General features: G+C 40.9%; 15 protein-coding genes and 2 tRNA genes. 8 read left to right on the top strand and 9 right to left on the bottom strand.

All coding sequences use genetic code 11. From position 1 onward, the window contains the following. Positions 1-182 precede the first annotated feature (182 nt). The 6 genes from DWW60_RS02820 to trmB all read right to left on the bottom strand — a co-directional run bounded on the left by DWW60_RS02820 (position 183) and on the right by trmB (position 7,456). On the bottom strand, positions 183-713 hold the full coding sequence (locus DWW60_RS02820) for a DUF4446 family protein (RefSeq protein ID WP_022217392.1): 531 nt from the start codon (positions 711-713) through the stop codon (positions 183-185). A gap of 49 nt (positions 714-762) precedes the next feature. Continuing rightward, the gene (locus DWW60_RS02815) at positions 763-1,731 is read right to left on the bottom strand and encodes a ParB/RepB/Spo0J family partition protein (RefSeq protein WP_022217393.1); all 969 of its coding nucleotides are present in this window, start codon (positions 1,729-1,731) and stop codon (positions 763-765) included. 12 nt (positions 1,732-1,743) lie between these two features. Beyond that, positions 1,744-2,514, bottom strand: a complete 771-nt coding sequence (locus tag DWW60_RS02810; protein ID WP_022217394.1) for a ParA family protein — start codon at positions 2,512-2,514, stop codon at positions 1,744-1,746. A 1,250-nt stretch (positions 2,515-3,764) separates the two neighbouring features. Continuing rightward, a complete protein-coding gene (gene argS, locus DWW60_RS02805) occupies positions 3,765-5,456 on the bottom strand; it encodes an arginine--tRNA ligase (RefSeq protein WP_117874335.1) in 1,692 nt (563 codons plus the stop codon). Between the two features lie 138 nt (positions 5,457-5,594). Next, entirely contained in the window at positions 5,595-6,725 is a 1,131-nt protein-coding gene (locus tag DWW60_RS02800; RefSeq protein ID WP_117874334.1) for a sensor histidine kinase, read from the bottom strand. Between the two features lie 83 nt (positions 6,726-6,808). Continuing rightward, positions 6,809-7,456 (bottom strand): tRNA (guanosine(46)-N7)-methyltransferase TrmB, encoded by a 648-nt coding sequence (gene trmB, locus DWW60_RS02795; RefSeq protein ID WP_015534422.1) that lies wholly within the window; start codon positions 7,454-7,456, stop codon positions 6,809-6,811. A 239-nt stretch (positions 7,457-7,695) separates the two neighbouring features. Here trmB and DWW60_RS02790 point away from each other — a divergent pair. Further along, a tRNA-Lys gene (locus tag DWW60_RS02790) sits at positions 7,696-7,768 on the top strand. Positions 7,769-7,940: 172 nt separating this feature from the next. Next, positions 7,941-8,013: transfer RNA gene (locus tag DWW60_RS02785), tRNA-Lys, on the top strand. 98 nt (positions 8,014-8,111) lie between these two features. Here DWW60_RS02785 and DWW60_RS02780 read toward each other — a convergent pair. Further along, the gene (locus tag DWW60_RS02780; RefSeq protein WP_117874333.1) at positions 8,112-9,026 is read right to left on the bottom strand and encodes a radical SAM protein; all 915 of its coding nucleotides are present in this window, start codon (positions 9,024-9,026) and stop codon (positions 8,112-8,114) included. A 49-nt stretch (positions 9,027-9,075) separates the two neighbouring features. Further along, a complete protein-coding gene (locus tag DWW60_RS02775) occupies positions 9,076-9,921 on the bottom strand; it encodes an Mrp/NBP35 family ATP-binding protein (RefSeq protein WP_117874332.1) in 846 nt (281 codons plus the stop codon). 271 nt (positions 9,922-10,192) lie between these two features. Between DWW60_RS02775 and DWW60_RS02770 the strand changes: the two genes are divergently transcribed. The 6 genes from DWW60_RS02770 to DWW60_RS02745 all read left to right on the top strand — a co-directional run bounded on the left by DWW60_RS02770 (position 10,193) and on the right by DWW60_RS02745 (position 17,261). Continuing rightward, positions 10,193-11,707, top strand: a complete 1,515-nt coding sequence (locus tag DWW60_RS02770) for an aminoacyl-histidine dipeptidase (RefSeq protein ID WP_117874331.1) — start codon at positions 10,193-10,195, stop codon at positions 11,705-11,707. A gap of 35 nt (positions 11,708-11,742) precedes the next feature. Then, positions 11,743-12,834: a PTS transporter subunit IIC gene (locus DWW60_RS02765; RefSeq protein WP_055272015.1), complete on the top strand. Its 1,092-nt coding sequence runs from the start codon at positions 11,743-11,745 to the stop codon at positions 12,832-12,834. Positions 12,835-13,244: 410 nt separating this feature from the next. Beyond that, a complete protein-coding gene (locus DWW60_RS02760) occupies positions 13,245-13,721 on the top strand; it encodes a flavodoxin (RefSeq protein ID WP_243002904.1) in 477 nt (158 codons plus the stop codon). 87 nt (positions 13,722-13,808) lie between these two features. Further along, positions 13,809-14,672, top strand: coding sequence for an aldo/keto reductase (locus DWW60_RS02755; protein ID WP_015534418.1), 864 nt, complete (start codon positions 13,809-13,811; stop codon positions 14,670-14,672). 136 nt (positions 14,673-14,808) lie between these two features. Further along, positions 14,809-15,651, top strand: a complete 843-nt coding sequence (locus tag DWW60_RS02750; protein ID WP_022217400.1) for a hypothetical protein — start codon at positions 14,809-14,811, stop codon at positions 15,649-15,651. A 245-nt stretch (positions 15,652-15,896) separates the two neighbouring features. Further along, positions 15,897-17,261: an MATE family efflux transporter gene (locus DWW60_RS02745; protein ID WP_117874450.1), complete on the top strand. Its 1,365-nt coding sequence runs from the start codon at positions 15,897-15,899 to the stop codon at positions 17,259-17,261. On the opposite strand, the gene DWW60_RS02740 is transcribed toward DWW60_RS02745, so the two are convergent. Then, positions 17,227-18,606 (bottom strand): MATE family efflux transporter, encoded by a 1,380-nt coding sequence (locus DWW60_RS02740; RefSeq protein WP_117874329.1) that lies wholly within the window; start codon positions 18,604-18,606, stop codon positions 17,227-17,229. The two genes, DWW60_RS02745 and DWW60_RS02740, sit on opposite strands and share 35 nt — an antisense overlap. Between the last annotated feature and the right edge of the window lie 500 nt (positions 18,607-19,106).

The following is a 19,106-nucleotide window of genomic DNA, read 5'->3' as shown; positions in this document are numbered from 1 at the left end:
TTTCCTTGTTTATTTTATAAATCTTGTTCTTATCGTTTTAGCGATTTTACGTTTTATACGCTTTTTTGTTTTATACGCTTTTGTATTTTATATACTTTTGTGCTTTATACGCTTTTCTATTTTATGCGTTTCATACACATTTGTACGTTGCATGTTTTGTATAATATTTTTTTGAAATATGGTTATTTTAGTTTGTTTTCAGCTATTTCATCCTCGAGGGTTTTAGCTCGTTCAATAGCCTCTTTTTCCTCTTCTGACAGTGCAACATATGCTTCACCACCTATGATCTCTTTTGCATAGTTAAAACAGCCTTCTCTGGTATGCATACAGTTGAGTACGACACCATTGTTCTCTGTATCCAGAAGAGCAAGTGCAAAACTTAGATTACCACCCATTCCTTCAAATGCATTATACTTTACAAGACCAATTTTACTGACACATGCTGAAAGATGACTCTGTATTTCCTTATGTTCCTTTGTGAGTCGCTTGGAATTGTTTTTTACAGCATCCATCTCAGCGAATCTTTTCATGATAATATCTTCAAGATCACCTGCCTGAGTTCCGCTCAACAGCCTTTTTATCTGTTTGTTTCTATTTTTAATATTGCCCATCAATATGAATAATAGTACAAACAAGGCTATTATGAGAACCAGCATACCAATTAGTATGTAGGCAGGATCAATACCTATTTTTTGTAATATGGAACTTTCCATTATAATATTGTCCTTCCTTGATTGTGCATATGTATGATGCAGATGGTTACTACATCATTTCTTTATTGATTGAGTAAAGCATCTCTGTTATTCGGTCAAGCTCGTCCTGAGAATAGTAGTTTATCTCAATTTTGCCTTTGTCGTTATTAGATGCCTTGATAGCTATCTTTGCACCTAAAATTGACTTTAATTTGTTCTCTATATCAGAATAGAAGACGGATAAATCCTTTTGAGGCTTCTGTTTTTCCTCTTTTTCCGGCTTTTTCTCCAGAATTGCCTTTACATATGCCTCTGTTTCTCTAACACTGAGCTTCTGATCGTATACAATTGCAGCCGTTTCGTACTGTAATTTAGGATCTTCTATAGGAATAAGTGCTCTGGCATGTCCTGTTGATATCATATTATACATGACCATCTGTCTTACATCCTCGCAAAGCTTCAGAAGTCGGAGAGAATTGGTTATGGTTGATCTGCTTTTTGATACTCTCTCTGCAACTTCTTCCTGCTTGAGATTATATTCCGATATAAGAGCTTCGTAAGCCTCAGCTTCTTCAATTGGATTCAGATCTTCTCTCTGAATATTTTCTATAAGAGAAATCTCCATTATTTCTTTGTCAGTATAATCACGTATAACTACAGGAACTTCCTTTATTCCTGCCATTCTGGCAGCTCTCCAACGTCTTTCACCTGCAATTATCTCATAATAATCGCCTTTTTTAGTGACAATCAGAGGCTCAAGAACACCATATTTCTTAATGGAATCAGATAATTCCTGTAATGCTTCTTCATCAAATTGCTTTCTTGGCTGTGACTTATTTGGCTCAATGAGATTGATCTTAATCTTCTGTTCAACCTCTTTTACAACTTCCTTCACAACCTCTTTGGTTACTGTTTTTACCTCTTTACTTGTGTTTTCAGAGGAGTTTTGCTGATTATTTCTACTTCGGGACGGCTTTGAAGCCTCTGAAGTGCCTAAAAGGTCGTTCAAACCTCTTCCTAAACCTTTTTTCTGTGCCATATTAGCCCTCCATTATCTATAGTAGTCATTTTCTATAACTTCATCTGCCAACATCATATAATGCTCAGCTCCGGCTGATCTTGGATCATACTCAATTATTGGCATTCCGTAACTTGGCGCTTCAGCAAGTCTGACATTTCTCGGTATAACTGTGTTGTATATGTGCTGTTTGAGGTTTTCTTTTACATTTTCAACAACCTGAACTGATAAATTGGTTCTTGAGTCAAACATTGTAAATACAACACCTTCTATAGTAAGAAGTCTGTTCAGATTTTTTCTTATCAGTTCAATAGTGTATACCAACTGTGAGAGACCATCCAGTGCGAAAAATTCACATTGAATAGGTACAAGTACCGTATTTGCTGCTGTAAGAGCATTTACAGTAAGCATTCCAAGTGCAGGAGGACAATCAATGATAACGTAATCAAATTTGTTCTTTACCTTCTTGATATGTGTCTTAAGAATGTGCTGCATATCCTCCATTCCGACAAATTCAACCTCAGCACCTGCCAGTTCTCTGTTGGCAGGAATGAGATTAAGACCAGGATATACGTTTATGAGCATACATTCTCCTATGTTGCACTCATTTCTCAACATATCATAGACTGTGTATTCAAGAGAATCCCTGTCTACACCTAATCCACTTGTCATATTACCCTGTGGATCCATATCAACGGCCAGAACTTTTTTACCCTTTGCTGCCAGACATGCGGCAAGGTTTATGGCTGTTGTTGTCTTGCCAACGCCACCTTTCTGGTTAGCAATCGCTATAATTCTGCCCATTTTGTCTCCTTTTCATTCAAAAAAAGAATGTTTCACGTGAAACATTGTTGTTTGCTTATTTAATATAGATAAAATATGATGATATTTTATGTTATAAATAGTGCTTGTCTATTATAGCACTTATAAAGTGCTAATTCTACAAAATACAGAAAAAATATGATGTTTAATAAAATGTTTCACGTGAAACATTCTATTATCTAATGAATGGATAATATCGTATACAAAGTGGCAATTAAACTGTGTAAAATCTGATAAATAGTGGGTGCATGTTTTGTATTCGTTATATGGGTAAAGTTTCACGTGAAACATTTTATAATTGAATTAATGGTTAAAAAGGTAAGTAAAGTATTGACTATGCTTGAAAGTTCTGTAAATTCTTTGAAAAAAATCAGAATAATAGACAAGAAAGTACAATTATTATATGTGGATTACTTAGATATATAAATATTATATGTAATGATGAAAATGTTTCACGTGAAACATGAATATTATCAAATAAATCAGAAAAGTAGTTCATGGAGTGGTAATTGAGTTGTATAATACTTTGTTATAATGTAAATGAATAATAAGGTAGCAAAAACGACAAACAAGATGTAAAAGATTTATAAGTGTAGAAAACAAATGTAAGCGATATCTGAAGTTTGAGTTGAAATACGTTTATCATAAAGTTTCACGTGAAACATTCAAATATATATAATATTAAAGCAAAATTAAATATACAAAGGATCTATTTATTGAAATTATTTAAATCACCATATAATTTAGTATTTAACAGCTTTAAAGATTCTGTATTCATAAAAACGCAATGTAGAATATAGAAGTATATAAAGGAATAGAACAGAAGAGATTATATAATACGTAATATGGTTAGAAATATGATTTTGTTATTTTAATAAACAATTTCTTCACAAAGAGAACTGTAAAACTTAGAAAAACAAGAGAAGAATACCTAAAAATATTCTGATATAAGAAAAAATACCTGAAGTAAAGATATTCAGAACAAAATTATCTAGGATAATAATTTCGAAACAATGATGTCTGGAAGATAGTGTTTAGAAGATAATATTCAGAACAGAAATATCATGAGTAATATTATTTAGAGAAAAGTATCAAAAACAATAATATCTATGACAATATAATTTAAAATGATTCCTGGAGATATATGAGAAAAAGAGAATGTTTCACGTGAAACATTCTCTTTTTCTTTAACCAGGTTATATGGTCATATATTAATATAGAAGAAGCACTGATTACATTGCCTCTGGAGCTTCGATTCCAAGGAGGTTAAGTGCCTCAGATATTGTATTCTTAGTGAGATATGTGATCATAACTCTTGCATTCTTGAGCTCAACATCATCTACATTGATTCTTGTTGAGTTATAGAACTTGTTAAATGCCTGAGCAACATCAACTGCATATCTTGCTACAACAGATGGCTCATACTTATCAGCAGCATCCTTGATCACAGATGGGAATCTGTTGATCTCTTTTAATAACTCTATGGCATCCTGCTCTGTAATGAGATTGTAGTTAACCGGTTTTGATGGATCGAATGACTCAGCAAGTCTTACAACGCTGCAGCATCTTGCATGTGTATACTGAACATAAGGACCTGTCTCACCGTCAAAGTTGAGAACCTTATCCCAGCTAAATGATACATCCTTGATTCTCTGGTTATATAAGTCATTGAAAAGAACAGCACCAACACCAACTTTCTTGGCTACATCCTCCTTGTTTGGAAGATTTGGGCTCTTTTCGGTGATTATCTCAAGACTCTTTGCAATGGCATCCTTCAGAATATCCTCTGCGTATATGATATTACCGCTTCTGGTAGAAAGCTTTGCTCCCTCAAGACTTACAAGACCATAAGGAATGTGAACAAGCTGATCCTTTGCCCATTCGTTTCCAAGAAGCTCAACTACCTTGAATACCTGTGCAAAATGAAGTTTCTGCTCCTGACCGGTTACATATAAGCACTTTGAGAAGTGATATGTGTCTTTTCTATAGAATATAGCAGCAAGATCTCTTGTTGCGTATATTGAGCTTCCGTCTTTCTTGGTTATGATACATGGAGCCATATCGTAATCTGAGAGATCAACGATCATTGCACCTTCGCTCTCCTTCAGAAGACCGGCAGCCTTAACCTTGTCCACAACAGCCTGGCACTTGTCTCTATAGAAACTCTCTCCAAGATAGTAGTCGAAATCCATTCCGAGGAGGTTGTATGTTCTCTTGTATTCAACAAGACTTATATCCTTGAACCACTGCCATATGCTGAGTGCTTCCTCGTCTCCATTTTCCATCTTGTTGAACCATGCTCTTGCCTCGTCAACAAGCTCTGGATTCTTGTCAGCCTCTTCATGGAACTTCACATACAGCTTCATGAGCTCTGAGATTCCATCCTTCTCAACAGCTTCCTTTGAACCCCATGCCTTGTAAGCTACGATAAGCTTACCAAACTGTGTGCCCCAATCGCCAAGGTGATTTATTCTTACAACATTGTATCCAAGCTTGGAATGAATCTTGTAAAGAGAGTTACCGATTATTGTAGTTCTGAGATGGCCAACGTGGAAATTCTTTGCAACGTTAGGAGATGAGTAGTCAATACATATGGTCTGTCCCTTGCCTATATCGGATTTGCCGAAGTTATCTGTGTTGGCTGCCTCTATCATTGTCTTTACAAATACATCTTTCTTGATATAGAAGTTCAGGTATGCACCTGCTACATCGATCTTCTCGATGAAATCTACATCTCCTATGGCTTCCTTTATATCGGCTGCAATCATATTTGGGGCTTTTCTGAGCACCTTTGCCAGTCTGAAGCAAGGAAATGCAAAATCACCCATATCAGGGCGTGGTGGAATCTCGATTGAAGCAATGATATCTGACATTTCGATTCCTTCTACGTTATTTGAGATAAGCTGTGCAATTTTTTCTTTCATGATAATGTTCCTTTTATGTTTATTTTATTCGAAATATATATGTGTTGATAAAACAACATATACACAATATAACACCTTGTTACTTTAAGATATCCAACCTGTAAATTAAGTAATATATGTCTTTCAACAGATACGTTATTATTCAAGTGGAATAGTAAATCTTACATTTGTTCCGGTTTTTGAATCTCCATCGATCTTCAGAGTTCCATTTAACAGATATATGATCTCCTTGATTCTGTGGAGACTGCTGTACCATGGACTGTTGGTATCATAATTGTTGTCTATACCCACGCCATTGTCGTTGATATATACATCTATGAGCTTACTGCTCAGATATATCTTGATTGAGACCTTGTTGGCATTTGAATGAACAAATATGTTGTCCATAATATCTTTAGTTATTGATAAAAGATATGTGGCTACAATACTTGGAATATTCATGGCATAATCAGCACAGTTGATGTCGTATGATATGCCACATTCAGGATGTTCATCCTTGTAACCCTGGAAAAGTTTCTCAAGATGATTCCATACAGGCTCTTCGCTGTCTGATTCTCCAGAGAGAGAATTGGCAAGTTCATCTACATGGTCGGCAAGTTTTGCCGTTGATGAGGTGAGCTCTTCGAGTGTGACCTTAGCTCTGTTGATATCTGATCTTATAAGCCAGGACAGTACATCCAACTTGTGTGAATTGGAGTCAAGAACATCTGTGATGTCAGATTGAATCCTGTCCGCAAGCTGTTTTTTCTCATATTGGTACAATCTGAGGATATTTTTTCCGTGATCCGCTGCTGTCAGGGAATCAGTATCTGGTCCGTCAGTTTCTGTTGTATCTTCATTATTAATAGTAGATACTTCCTCAGTCACCTCCGTCAGAAGATCATCTATATGTCTGTTGGAGGTGGATAGATCAGTTATACGCTTCTTAAGCAATGCGGTTTCTTCTTCGTCCTCTTTGATCTGAAGATGAAGAGTCTGCTGCATATCCTGAAGCTCCTTTAACTGAAGCTCTATCTGAGTAGCCTTTTCCTGCTGTGAGGTGGTGTCTACTGAGAATGGTGAAAATACATTGTGACCAGTGCTTGTCTTGAAGGAGTATACATCTAATGTCTTTATAAGCTGGTCTATCTTTGCCTTGAGTTCAAAATCTTCAGTTTTGAGTGACTGAACCTGCTCAAGCTTGCTGATATATGAATCATTGAAGAAATTCAACAGATCCTGATTGGTCTTGCGCACCAATTTGAGACTTTCTATAGAAGATGTATCCATGATGAAACTCCTTTCCATAAATTTGCTGTAATCTTCATTGTAGTATACCAAAAACTGTGTGTCAACAAATGCAAAATCAACGTTTATTTCTTTTCTCTGTATGCGACGAGTCTGTTGATAGGTGTTCCCATTGCTGAGAATTTGGTCTCATACTCGGTCATGATGTTGCCTTCGTTGTATTCTGAATTGTGAAGGTCATATGTGTAGTTCTCAAGGATCCATCCTGCCTCGGGAACCTGTTCCAGAGAGAAATCAAAGAGTCCTCTGTTATCAGTCTTAAATATAACTCTTCCCTCAGGGGCGAGGAGCTGATCATACAGACCAAGAAAATGTGTAGATGTGAGACGTCTCTTGGCATGCCTGTCCTTTGGCCATGGGTCCGAGAAATTGAGATATATTCTATCTACTTCATTTGTATCGAATACGTCAGTTATATATTCGGCATCCATTCTTATAAAGTAGAGATTCGTCATCTCAGGTTCAAGCTCTCTTTTCTCAAGGGCACGCACCAGGACACTTGAATACTTCTCTATGCCTATGTAATTGATATCAGGATTGCGTCTTGCAAGCTCCATGATAAACTGTCCCTTGCCCATGCCTATCTCAATATGTATAGGGTTATCGTTGTCAAATAACTCATGCCAATGCCCCTTCATGCCTGTTTCATTGTGCACTACATAGTCATTTGCTGCGATAGTCTCTCTTGATCCTTTTACATTTCTCAGTCTCATAGTAATCTCCATTTATTTATTGTAAAAATCTTCTTTTTATTGAAAAAGTCATACCTTATAATAATAACATAGGCGAAAATGATATTCAAACAATATATATAACTGGTAATTTTGGTATGGGATAGGAGCAGAGTAATACCGAACAAATAAAAATGAAAAAAGTTGAAAAAAACACTTGCATTATAAAAAGAACTAATGTATACTCTAATCTGTTGTGACGAACACAACATGATAAATACGGGCCGCTAGCTCATTTGGTAGAGCACCTGACTCTTAATCAGGGTGTGCGGGGTTCGAGCCCCCGGCGGCCCACTACAAGGTGGATTGACTGCAATATAATTGTGGCTGGTCCATTTTTTTGTCACTCAGTTTGAAATCATTTGCTGGATGTCAGAAAAGTTGAAAAAAATGAGAAAAACACTTGCATTATTCTCAGAACTGATATATAATCTACTCTGTTGTGACGAACATAATAAATAAATACGGGCCGCTAGCTCATTTGGTAGAGCACCTGACTCTTAATCAGGGTGTGCGGGGTTCGAGCCCCCGGCGGCCCACTACAAGATGGATTGACTGCAATATGTTGTGGCTGGTCCATTTTTTTGTGCAAAAATCCATGGCCTTTTATTTATTTCCTTATTTGAAGATGTGTGGGTTACACGCCTTCGTTATCGAATGCTGGAATGAAGCTCTCTTTTGCTGTCTCACCCTCCTGTATAAATCCATTTTCAACGCCGATATCAATGGCATAATCCACAAGCTCATCGTATTCAGAAGGAGTTATAGTTCTGCCAAGCTCTGGAAATCTATTCTCAATTCCCGGCATAGGGGTGTACTGGTTCATGATGCTTATATATATTGAATCTTTGTATGTGTTATATAGATATGTGATTATTGACTTGGAATCATCCAGATGATCAGGAAGCTGCAGATGACGGACGATAACACCTCTCTGCATAATTCCGTCGTCATCAAAGCGGGTCTGGTCTCCTCCGCATTGTCTGACCATCTCAGATATGGAGGCTTTGGCATGTTCAGGATAGTCTGGAGCATTACTGTATTTTGCGGACAGATCCGGTGACATGAATTTGAAATCAGGAAGATACACGTCTATATAGCCATCAAGTAGCTGTATCATCTCGGCCGTTTCATAACCACTGCAGTTATATACAAATGGAAGCTTGAAGTTCCTTGATCTCGCCATGTCTATAGCTGATATGATCTGTGGTATATAGTGATCCGGTGTGACAAGATTGATGTTGTTGGCACCCTTATCCTGAAGCTCAAAGAAAATGTTGCACAGCCTTGATATGGATATATTCTTGCCAGCCTTGCCTCCGGATATGGCTTTATTCTGGCAGAAGCAGCATCCAAGTGCACATCCGGAGAAGAATACGGCACCTGAACCGTTCTCTCCGGATATACATGGCTCTTCCCACATGTGTAGCGCTGCACGGCTCACCCTGACTGTGTCTGTCATATGGCAGGCACCTGTGTGACCGGATGTACGGTCTACACCGCATTTTCTTGGACACAATATGCAGTTGTTCAGGATGTGCCGGATATCCATATTATTTACCTCCAAAATAGATGATAATTGTTATTAACTGACAGGTGAATTAGTATTTGTCAGGGTCAAATGTGCTTATGAGATCAGCAAATTCCTGAAGATCAGCATTTGCTTCTATGTGCTCTATCTCACCCCTATCCATAAGCCCCGCAAGGGAAGGATTGATAGGCAGACGGATCGCGTGGCCTATATACAGGTCTCTTATGACCTGCTCAAGCTGGCTCTTGCCAAATATATAGTGCTTGTTATTGCAGTCAGGACAAATGAAATATGACATATTCTCTATCATACCAATGACAGGGATATTCATGCTGTCTGCCATGTGAACAGCCTTTCCAACGATGACAGATACGAGATCCTGAGGGGTGGTAACTACCACAACTCCATCTATAGGGATGGACTGGAATATGGTAAGTGGCACGTCGCCGGTTCCAGGAGGACAGTCGATGAACATATAGTCTATGTCTCCCCAGATGATGTCTGAGTAGAACTGCTTGACTGTTCCCGCTATGATAGGTCCTCTCCAGAGGACAGGTGTTGTCTCGTCGTCCAGAAGAAGATTCACAGACATGATCTTGATTCCTGTTTCCGTCTCATCGGGATACAGGAAATCTCCTTCTGCCTCTGGTGTCTTATGTACGCCAAATGCCTTTGGAATAGAAGGTCCTGTGATATCTGCGTCAAGTATGGCTGTCTTGTAACCCATGCGCTGCATGAGAACGGCGAGCTGACAGGTTACTGAGGATTTGCCGACTCCTCCTTTGCCGCTGACCACGGCAATAATATGTTTTATATGTGAATCTGGATGTGGCTCTATGATAAGACTCTGTGGTTCTGTTCTGCTGGAACAGCTCTGACCACAGGTACTGCAGTTGTGTGTACAATTCTCTGACATGATACTCTCCAATCTACTGCACATGGATGTCTGTGCAATCTGTGTTGTATGCTAAGTTACGCATTTGATTAATATATATCATTAAGAGGTTACAAAGTCAATGAAGGCAGGTACTATGAAATTTGAGAGGTGAGTTGAAATTGACGGGTGTCAAATATATAATCAGAGACATGATAGTATACGGATTGTAGAGTTGAAATGAAATACCTGATAGAAAGTATTCTAATAGAGTAATTGGGCATGAAAAATACTATAAAAAGGAGAATATAGCATGGGAGTTTTATCAAATATCGAGCCATATGGAGTTTTTCGTTTCTTTGAGGAGATATGCGGGATTCCACACGGATCGTCGGATACAAAGAAGATAAGTGATTATCTGGTGAAGTTTGCCATAGACAAAAATCTGAGATATATACAGGATGAGAGCAACAATGTGATCATATTCAAGGACGGAACTGCCGGGTATGAGGACAGTGCCCCTGTCATGCTACAGGGACATATGGATATGGTCTGTGAGAAAGATGTTGACTGTGATATTGATTTTGAGCGGGACGGACTGAGACTAGTGCTTGAGGACGGAGTGATATCCGCTGATGGAACCACCCTTGGCGGAGATGACGGGATAGCTGTGGCATTTGCACTGGCTATACTGGATGCCGATGATATACCACATCCACCGATTGAGTGTGTATTTACGGTTGATGAGGAGATAGGAATGCTGGGAGCTGCGGCGATTGACTGTAGTCCACTTAAGTCACGGATCATGCTCAATCTGGATTCTGAGGATGAGGGGTATCTGCTGGTGTCATGTGCCGGAGGTGCGTGTGCTACGTGCCATATTCCGGTTGAATATGAGAATGCAGAAGATGATCATTCAGTTGTGAAAATTATTGTAGAGGGTCTTACCGGTGGACATTCCGGCGTGGAGATCATAAAACAGAGGGCAAATGCCGACAAGCAGCTTGCAAGACTTCTATATAATATAGGAAGGGATGTTCCATACAGACTGATATCTATAAAGGGCGGTCTTAAGGACAATGCAATACCTAACAAGGCGGAGGCATATGTGGGTATTGATCCGGAGGATGTGGATAATTTTGTAAAATCTGCGGAAAAGAATGAGAAGATTCTGAGGCATGAATTGGGAAATACTGATCCAGAGCTTGTAGTGAAAGTAGAAACGGATCTGTCAGATGATCTGGGTTCATATAATAACGCGGATGATGTGCAGAACGATATGTATGGTAGAACCATGATCAACAGAGTTATGACAGAAAAGTCATCGGATATAGTTATCAGGAGTCTTATGATGATGCCAAATGGAATTCAGAAGATGAGCAATGATATAGAAGGGCTTGTGCAGACATCGCTGAATCTTGGAATATTGAAGACAACTGAGGATGAGGTCACAGCAAGCTTTTCAGTAAGAAGCAGTGTACAGTCTGAAAAGGAAAATCTGATAGATCAGCTCCGATGTGTATCTGTCTCGGCTGGTGGAAGTCTGGATGTGCAGGGGGATTATCCTGCATGGGAGTACAGACATGATTCTCCTCTCAGAGATATTATGGTGGATGTGTTTGAAGAGCAGTATGGAAGAAAGCCTGTTATACAGGCGATTCACGCCGGAGTGGAGTGTGGTCTTTTTGCCGGTAAGCTGCCTGGTCTGGACTGCGTATCATTTGGCCCGGATATGAAGAATATCCATACAAGCAGAGAGTCTATGGATGTAGCCAGTGTGCAGAGAACATGGAAGTATACACTGGGTATACTTGAGAAATTGAAGTAATTGACAGCAATATAATTTCAATAAGGAGAAGAATGATGGAAAAGGTAAAAGGATTCTTGAAGAAGAAGGACATTGTGTTCAGTGTCAAGAGATACGGAATAGATGCCCTGGGTGCCATGGCACAGGGATTGTTCTGTACTCTGCTGATCGGAACTATATTGAACACACTTGGCAATCAGTTTGGTGTAGGATTTCTTAAAGCGGTTGTTGCGACCGTGAATGGAACAGATTATACAGTTGGAGGTCTCGCATCTGCTATGGCAGGACCTGCGATGGCGGTGGCTATAGGATATGCTCTTAAGGCACCACAGCTCGTATTGTTCTCACTGATAACAGTTGGATTTGCGGCAAATGCCTTGGGCGGCGCAGGAGGCCCGCTGGCAGTTTATTTTATTGCAGTTATTGCAACTGAACTTGGAAAGGTTGTCTCAAAGGAGACAAAGATTGACATACTGGTGACACCTCTGGTTACCATCGGAAGTGGTGTGGCTGTGTCTGCACTTCTTGCACCTACACTCGGTGCCATAGCCATGAAGGTCGGAGATCTCATCATGCTGGCTACAAACCTTCAGCCGTTCTGGATGGGTATTGCGGTATCAGTTCTCGTCGGTGTGGCACTTACACTTCCGATATCATCCGCTGCGATATGTGCGGCATTCGGACTTACAGGTCTGGCCGGCGGTGCTGCTGTGGCGGGATGTTGTGCGCAGATGGTTGGATTTGCAGTTATGTCATTCAGAGAGAATAAATGGGGTGGCCTTGTTTCACAAGGAATCGGAACATCAATGCTCCAGATGGGTAACATCATCAAGAATCCGAGAATCTGGATCGCACCTATAGTTACCTCTGCGATCACAGGTCCTCTTGCAACATGTCTGTTCAAGCTTCAGATGAATGGAACTCCTGTATCATCAGGTATGGGTACATGTGGTCTGGTTGGACAGATCGGAGTATACACAGGCTGGATGAATGATATCGAGGCGGGAAGCAAGACAGCGGTCACAGCTATGGACTGGGTTGGTCTGATCCTAATCTCATTTGTACTTCCTGCAGTTCTCTGCCCGCTCATCAACATGGTGGTGAGAAAACTCGGCTGGGTTAAGGATGGAGATATGACTTTATCATAAAGATTGGCTGAAATCCGGTGGAAGAAAATTATCTCAAAATTGTTTCCATCAGGCAGATTACAACAGAAAAGATACAATATTTTCGCAAATAAGATTGAAATTGGCTCGAAAGATACAAATTTACAGATTTTGTGTCTTTCGGGCCTTTTTATATGGAAAAGGAGATAATATTTTCCTAAAATGGGTGATTCAGAAGGAAAAAGATACAAAATATATGGTGCTTGATTTGTGGAGTGAAAATACAGCAAAAATGAGCAGACGATAGAAAAATCAAGAATACAAAAAAAGTCCTTGCCTTGAAGTGAACTCCAAAGAGTATTATTAGATATGTCAGAGAAACAGTTCCTGACGTTTTTCGAAAATATGGTAGTTAAAACAGACAGGAGGACACAGAGACAGGTAAGACTCTGGTGATCTATTTTTCAGCAACTGGAAATACAAAAGATGCTGCAGAATATATAGCGGCAGAGACAGGAGCAGATATATTTGAGATCACCCCGGCCCAGGAGTATACATCGGATGATCTGAACTACAATGATGACAGCAGCAGGGTATCAAAGGAACACAATGACGAAAGCCTCAGGGATGTGGAGCTTACCACCACTGAAGTTCCTGGCTGGGAATCGTATGATACGGTATTTGTAGGTTATCCTATATGGTGGGGAACGTCTGCATGGCCGGTAGATTCATTTGTCAAGGCAAATGACTTCACTGGCAAGACTGTATATCCGTTCTGCACATCGGCGAGCTCAGGACTGGGAAGCAGTGCAGATGATCTGGCTTCTGAGGCAGGAAGCGGAGACTGGAAGGATGGTCAGAGATTCTCGTCGGGTGTGACACAGCAGGATGTGGCCGACTGGATAAGCGGGCTCGGCCTTGGACAGTAATGTGTCAGATAAGTAACTGAACAGATGTAATAAACATAGCTGGAAATAATTTGAAATTGAAATAAAAAGAAACAGGAGGATATAAAAATGTTAAAAGAAACTTACACACTTAACAATGGAGTAGCAATTCCAAAGCTTGGACTTGGAACATGGTTCATCGACGATGACAAGGTAGCAGATGCCGTGAGGGAGGCCGTAAAGATAGGTTACAGACATATTGACACTGCACAGGCATACGGCAATGAGCGCGGAGTAGGCGAAGGAGTTAGAACCTGTGGTATTCCAAGAGAAGAACTGTTCGTAGTCTCAAAGGTTGCGGCTGAGCACAAGACATATGAGGAGGCCAAGGCGGGAATCGATGGAACGCTTGAGAAGATGGGACTTGACTATCTCGATATGATGATCATTCACAGCCCACAGCCTTGGGTAAAGGTAAATCAGAGCGATGACAGATACGTGGAGGGCAACAGAGCAGCATGGAGAGCACTTGAGGAGGCATACAAGGAAGGCAAGCTCAAGGCTATTGGTATATCCAATTTCCAGATCGGTGATATCGAGAGCCTTATGGAGACTGCTGAGATCAAGCCTATGGTCAACCAGATACTTCTTCACATCAGCAATACTCCGATAGAACTGGTGGATTACTGTCAGAAGAACGATATACTTGTTGAGGCTTATTCACCTATCGCACATGGTGAGATACTCAATCAGCCTGAGATCAAGGCTATGGCGGACAAGTATGGTGTGACTGTTCCACAGCTCTGCATCAGATATACTATCCAGCTCGGAACAATTTCACTGCCAAAGACGGCCAATCCAGAGCACATGAAGAGCAATACAGAGGTCGATTTCGAGATAAGTGCAGAGGATATGGAGGCTCTTAAGAATTTCAAGAAGATCGAGAGCTATGGAGCGAGCAGTGGTTTTCCTGTATATGGTGGACGTATATAATAAAGAAAAGTTCATAGCTATAGTGGACAGCCGTCAGGTTTGTATAGTTTGCAATCATAAATATCTTGCATAATATAATAGTTACCTTATAATAGAGATGTTGCTAATTTTATACATTTAGGAGGAAATGAACAATATGAAAAAGGGAACAAGTTATATTGTAGTGGCTGCAATGATGATGGGATTGATGCTGACAGGCTGTGGGGGCAATGACAATTCTGTAACTAAGGCTACAACTGAAGCTGAGACAGAAGCAGCAACAGAGGAGCAGGATACTGAAACACAGGACACTGCAGATGATACTGAGGACAGTTCGGTCGCCATTGATGAGGAGGACACAGAGGAAGATACAGAGGACAGTGAAGAGGCAGAAGCTGATCCTTCAATAGTAGGTGTATACACCAAGAATGGTTATGAGAATTCGTATTTTGGATTTAAGATCAACCTTGAAGGAAGCTATGGAATTCAGACAAGAGGTTCATTACTGACTGCCACCGATATCTCTGAGGTTGTGGAGGATTCCAATAGCGATGAGACTGTACAGAGGGCATTGGATAATCTGGACAATAGCTTTACGGTAGGAAACGATTATGCATTCTGTGCAAATGATGGTACACACTATATTCTGCTCAAAATAAAGTCCCCTAAGGGTGGTGGAAATTACGGTTATGATGTGTGGGCTGATGAGAATACAGTAGCAAAGGCAACTGTTGCTCAGATGGATACTGTTATTACATCTACAGCAAGTAGAATTGGCGCTGAAGCAAGCAATATTGAGACTGATTATTCCAAGTGTACAGTATTTGGCGAAGAGCACTACATATGTACAGCAACGGCTGATATGTCTGGAACTGAGTACTCTCTGACAAATGTAATAGTAAGATCAGATGACGGAAAGTATACGATGATAATAGCTATAGAGACACTTGGTGACAGAAATTATCAGGATATTCTGGATAACATGTTCAGTCCATTATAAATTTTACAACTTTACTTTTTCAAAAACAAAAAGTATAATACACATCGAAAGCGAGTGGCAAAGATTGCGTAAATCCAGTTTTGTCACTCGCTTTTTATGTGTATATATAATAATTTTCTAGTGTGTAGCTATTCAGCGTAAGTCCAACTAACTTAGGCGGTATCTGCTTTTTTTGTTCAGGGAAAGGAGTTTGAAGAGTGGAAGAAATAGATAAGAACAAAGAGGAAAACAGAGAGAGAAATAAGATGAAAGATATGCCAGTTGGAAAGCTGATGATCCAGATGGGTATTCCTATGATTCTTTCCATGGCGCTTCAGGCGGTGTACAACATCGTAGACAGCGCATTTGTGGGAAATATGAAGGTGGGAAGTGAGGCTGCGTTAAATGCCCTCACGCTGGTATTTCCGGTGCAGATGCTCATGGTTGCTCTGGGCATAGGCACGGGAGTCGGCACAAATGCGTTTATTGCCAGAACCCTTGGTCAGGGTGATAAGGAAAGAGCTGCCAAGGTGGCTGGCAACAGTCTGTTTCTCGGTGCTGTAATATATGTGGTGTGTTTGTTATTTGGAATATTGGGAGTGAGGACTTATATAGTCTCACAGACTATGGACACGCAGGTCACAGAGATGGCTGTGGATTATCTAAGAATATGCTGTGTGTATTCATTTGGAATAATATTCTTCTCGTTGTTTGAGAAGCTGCTTCAGGCAACTGGCAGATCCATGTATTCAACGATAGGTCAGGTGATGGGAGCTGTCATAAACATCATACTTGATCCGCTTCTCATATACGGAGTGGGACCATTTCCTGAGATGGGAGTCAGAGGAGCCGCCTATGCGACTATTATAGGTCAGATAGCGTCTGCGGTTCTGCTGTGCGTGTTCCATCTGAGACTTAATAAGGAATTTGAACATGGATGTGCATACATGAAGCCTGACTGGAGAATCATCCGGGGAATATATGCCATAGGACTCCCGGCCATCATAGCCCAGGCACTTATGTCCATCATGGTATACGCGCTGAATCTCATTCTCAAGTTTAACCAGTCGGCGCAGACTGCATATGGTCTGTTCTACAAGGTTCAGCAGTTTGTGCTGTTTCTCGCATTTGGACTCAGGGATGCGATCACCCCGATCACGGCATACAGCTATGGAATGGATGACAGAAAGAGGATAAATGATGCGATTAAGTATGGAATAATCTACACAATAGTGCTGATGGTGTTTGGAATGGCTGTGACAGAGCTGTTTCCAGCTGCATTTGCCGGACTTTTTAATGCGGGACAGTCCAGAGTGTATTTTATAGACGCCATGAGGATAATCTCCCTAAGTTTCGTATTTGCCGGGGTAAATGTTGCATTTCAGGGAATATATCAGGCCCTTGAAGGCGGTGTGGAATCGCTTGTGATATCGCTGCTCAGACAGTTGATAATCATCCTGCCGCTTGCCGGAGCATTTGCGGCTCTGGTCAGAGGCGGTCAGGCGGATGTATCACTGATATGGTGGGCATTCCCGATCACGGAGATCGTGTCGTGCGTGGTGGGCATGGTGTTGCTGAGAAGGAAAATGAGGAGGGTTACTTCTTCCCTGCACCTTTCATCATTGACTTAAATGTCAGCATGAATGTTGCGCCGCATGAGAATGCGGACACTATGTCGCTGATAGGCTCGGCGTAGTAAATACTCATGACTGAGTGCGTGCAGTATGGCAGGATGATCGCGAGTGGGATTATCAGTATGACCTTTCTCAGCAGTGCAAATATAAGGGATTTGCCTGCCTGTCCCATGGATATGAAGGACTGCTGACATCCGTTCTGTATGCCAAAGAACATCATTCCGAATATGTATATCGGAAGAACCTTTGCACAGAGTGCTTTGAGGGATTCATCCGAGGTAAATATTCCGGCTGCCACGGACGGAAACAGGAATGCGGCCCCAGCCAGGACAAATGACACGACTATGGACATGGTTATCAGTATGGTGCAGGTCTTCTTCACTCTGGCTACGTTGCCCTTGCCGTAGTTGTAGCTGATGATAGGCTGTACGCCCTGTGAAAAGCCGCTCATAGGAATGAAGATCATCTGCATGATGCTCTGAAGTATGGTAAATGAACCTACATACAGGTCATCGCCGTACTTTTGAAGTCCGTGTGTGAAAATGATTGTGATAAGGCTCTCTGTGACCTGCATGATAAATGGGGACACTCCGAGGGCTGCAATTGACAGGATCAGTTTGCCCTGTGGGCGCATCATCTGCGCTGATATGCGAAGACTAGCCTTGTCGGATGTCAGAAATCTGATAACCCATGCCGCGCTTATCGCCTGAGATATGATGGTTGCTATGGCGGCACCCTTGATGCCGAGGTTAAGTGCAAATATGAATATCGGATCGAGGATGATGTTGAATATGGCTCCTATGAGCACAGAAAACATGGCGGTCTTTGACTGTCCCTGGGCAGTGATAAATGTGTTCAGTCCGGTGGTGATCATGACAAATATCGTGCCTATAAGGTAGATACTCAGATAATCATCGGCATGCGGATAGGTGGCGTCACTTGCTCCGAAGAAATACAGAAGAGGTTTCTTCAATAAGTAGATGACAGCCATAACAATAACTGTAAATATGATGAGCAGGGTTACGCCATTTGACAGGATGCGCTGTGCCTTGTCCCTGTCGCCTTTGCCGAGAGCGATGGATGCCAGAGGTGAGCCGCCAGCACCCACAAACACGCTGAATGCACTTACAAGGGTGATGATCGGGAGACACAGTCCGATCCCGGTGAGGGATGCTGCGCCTACCTCCGGGATATGTCCTATGTATATTCTGTCCACTATGTTGTATAAGAGATTGATGAGCTGCGCCACAAATGTTGGAATGCCCATGGAGAGCATAAGTTTAAATATCGGCGCCGTGCCCATTCTCTCTTCAGAATTTGAAGAAATTGTACTTGTGTTCATAACTACTCCTTAATGTTGATAACTTTATAAAATCCGCTGAAAACTTTATCGTTAATCGTGGGGATGGAGGTACATGCCCCTCCGTCCTCAAGTCTAATGTATAGGATATTTCAGTTGGGGGGTGTAGTCAATCAGGAAATAATTAAGAAAGTATAAAATAAATGATAAGTGGAAAAAGTCCAGCAAATATGCGGGAAACAGTAAAAAACGAGTGAAAATATAGCAAAAACTTGAAAAATTATTCTTGACAAATTTACTAGGAAAGCGCATTATGGTTACAGATATAAGATAAACCGTTGATCAAGAGGAGTAGCGGCATATAACATGTTCAGAGAGTTGCAGGTGGTGTGATTGCAGCGATGGGAGTGCAGGTGAATGGACTTGTGAGGGCAAACCGAAAGATTTGAGATTCAAGTAGGGGAGACGGAGACCTACCGTTATAGAAGGTACATATATGATTGTATATGGTCGAGGGCATCGATATATATAAATATATATAA

The sequence above is a fragment of the Coprococcus sp. AF16-22 genome (assembly GCF_003461545.1).
Lineage (GTDB): Bacteria > Bacillota > Clostridia > Lachnospirales > Lachnospiraceae > Coprococcus > Coprococcus aceti.
The sequence above is the reverse complement of the archived record's forward strand: the minus strand, read 5'-3'. Positions and strand labels throughout refer to the sequence as shown.